General features: G+C 58.8%; 3 protein-coding genes and 1 pseudogene. 1 reads left to right on the top strand and 3 read right to left on the bottom strand.

Annotated elements, in window-relative coordinates:
• Positions 1-196, bottom strand: a pseudogene (locus A2I95_RS31120) (ABC transporter ATP-binding protein); the annotation flags it as partial.
• A 69-nt stretch (positions 197-265) separates the two neighbouring features.
• Positions 266-1,213, bottom strand: a complete 948-nt coding sequence (locus A2I95_RS31115) for an ABC transporter substrate-binding protein (RefSeq protein ID WP_291736040.1) — start codon at positions 1,211-1,213, stop codon at positions 266-268.
• A 186-nt stretch (positions 1,214-1,399) separates the two neighbouring features.
• On the opposite strand from A2I95_RS31115, the gene A2I95_RS31110 reads away from it, so the two are divergent.
• Complete coding sequence (locus A2I95_RS31110) at positions 1,400-2,092, top strand: response regulator (RefSeq protein ID WP_291736038.1); 693 nt, start codon at positions 1,400-1,402, stop codon at positions 2,090-2,092.
• Here the strand turns inward: A2I95_RS31110 and A2I95_RS31105 are convergent.
• Positions 2,073-2,544: Hpt domain-containing protein (locus A2I95_RS31105; protein WP_291736036.1), on the bottom strand; the 472-nt coding region annotated here is incomplete at its 5' end. The two genes, A2I95_RS31110 and A2I95_RS31105, sit on opposite strands and share 20 nt — an antisense overlap.

Below are 2,544 nucleotides of genomic sequence, written 5' to 3'. Positions count from 1 at the left end.
CTGACAGCCCCATGATCACCAGCATTTCCCCCTTGGCGATATCCAGGGAGACGTCACGCACTGCTGCGATGTAGCCAGCCTGGCGGATCTCATCAAAGCCGGGGTTGCCGGTCAGCGACTTCAGATACTGTTCCGGTTGGGCGCCAAACAGCTTCCAGACGTTTTTGCAGGAAATGACGGGGGTGGCGGCGGTCATGGCTTTTCTTTCATTGGCAGGGAAACCGGGGCAGCGCGCCGCCCCGGAATAAAGATTCTGAAGGGGGAATCAGGAACCGGTCCAGGGCTTCCAAAGACCCTCATTCGCGGCCAGCCATTCAGCTGCGGCGTCCTCTGGCTCCATCTCGTCAATGTCGACCAGCTTGGCCATTTCTGCGATTTGCGGGTTGGTGAAGCTGATTTCAGTCAGCGTTTCATAGGCCGCCGGCCATTTCTCCTTCATGCCGTCCCAAGCGGCTTTCTTCAGGTAGCCGTTGGCCGGATTGCCGCAGTCATAGGTGGCATCCGGGTTCGGGCCGACGGACGGGTCCTTGTCGCAGCCCTCGACCCAGGTGGGAAACTCGACGAATTCACCTGGCCAGACAGCTTCGGCAAAGTTCGGTGTCCAGTTGAAGATCACCACCGGCTTTTTGGTCCTTTCCGCTGCGGCAACTTCGGCCCAGAGCGCCGAGGCAGACCCTGCGTTCACAACTGTGAAGTTCATGTTCAGCGCCTCGACACGCTCGGCGTCGTGCTTGAGCCAGTCAACAGGACCGCCCAGGAAGCGGCCCTTGTCGCCCGTTTCAGGTGTGGCAAAGGCTGCAGCGCAGTCGTTCAGCGCTTCCCAGCTTGGCAGGCCAGGGCAGGCGTCTTTGGTCCAGGCCGGGTACCACCAGTCTTCGCGGGTCACGGCGTTATGGTCGCCTGCGTCATGCAGGCCGCCTTTGGACAGCGCCTCGTTGAAGGACTTGCCAAAGGCGCCTTCCCAGACTTCCAGTTCCAGGGTCACATCGCCAAGGCGGACGGATTCATAGACTGCCTGGCTGTCGGTCGATACGTATTCGACACTGTTGCCCATCGATTCAAAGATTTGTCCGACAACGTGGCTCATCACGATCTGGCTCGACCAGTTATGGATCGGAATGATGATAGGGTCCGAGGAATCCTCGGCCATCGCCATCGGGGCCGTCATCATCATGGCCGCAGCGCTGGCCATTAGGCATTGCCGGTATTTCATGTGTGTCTCCCTGTTGTCGCAGCCCTGGTCCTGATGGCCTGAGCCTTTCCGCGTTTTGAAAGCCGGGCTTTCGAGACAAGAAGTTAGGCAGCAGTTGTGAACAGGTCAGCCCGGCGGGATGAACAGGCTGGTCAGTTTTGTTAAAATTTGTTAACCGATAGGAATAATTGCGGGGGCTTCAAAATCATGGCGCATATTTTGATCATTGAGGACGAGCCCGTCACCCGGGCCACTCTCGCCAGTTACCTGGATGCCCAAGGGTACAATGTTTCGCAGGCTGAGACTGCCGAAGACGCGGAAAGCATACTTGAGGAACAGGATGTTGATCTTCTGCTCGTCGACATCAACCTGCCCGGAAAAGACGGGCTGCAGATTACGCGGGAACAGCGTGCCAAGTCCGAGTTGGGGATCATCCTGGTGACAGGCCGGGATGATGAGATTGACCGGATTGTCGGGCTGGAACTTGGCGCGGATGATTATGTCTGCAAGCCCTTCAATCGGCGCGAATTGCTGGCTAGGCTGAAAAACCTGCTGCGGCGGACGCAGGATGTCCGGCGTTTGTCACGCCGGATCTACAAGTTCGGGAAATTTCAGTTCGACGTCGCGGCGCGGCATCTGCAAACGGTGCAGGGTAACAGCATTTCCCTGACCCGGGCCGAATTCGAAGTGCTGGACATGCTGATCAGCCGGGCAGGGGAGGTGGCCTCGCGCGATGCACTGATGAGCCGGGTCACCCACCGGCAATACGGCGCAAACCCCCGTACCGTGGATGTGCTGATCCGGCGCCTGCGCGGCAAGCTGGAGGAGGATCCCGCCAATCCGCGGGTGATCACCACCGTGCATGGTGAAGGTTATGTGTTCACGGCGCCTTTGAACTGACGGATTCACACTCGCGCAGCACTGCGGCCAGCGCCTCCAGGATTTGCGGGACCAAGACTGTCAGCTTTTCCAGCTGGTCCTTGGTTGCGTCCAAATCCCCTTGTTCGGCGCCTGTTTCCAATGCTGCCAGCAGCGCGGCAAGGTCCTGCTGTCCAAAGGTGCTGGCAGCCCCTCTGGCGCGGTGCGCTTCTTTTGCAAGCGATCCGAAATCTTCTGTTTTCTGAGCTTTGGTTATGCGGGCAAGGCCTTGCGGCAGCTCCTGTTTGAATATCGTTGCGATGCCGAATGCTTGCGTTGCACCCAGGTCCCGTATGTTTTCCTGCATCTGTTTGTGAAGACTGGCGCGGCGGTCCGGTTGTTCCAGAACAGCCTGGCGGGCGGATAAATAGATCGCGCCCTCGCGCCCCTGCATAACGCTGTCCAATGCCTTGGCCAGCCGTTCAGGAGAGACC

It is taken from the genome of Leisingera sp. F5 (assembly GCF_001593695.1).
The sequence above is the reverse complement of the archived record's forward strand: the minus strand, read 5'-3'. Positions and strand labels throughout refer to the sequence as shown.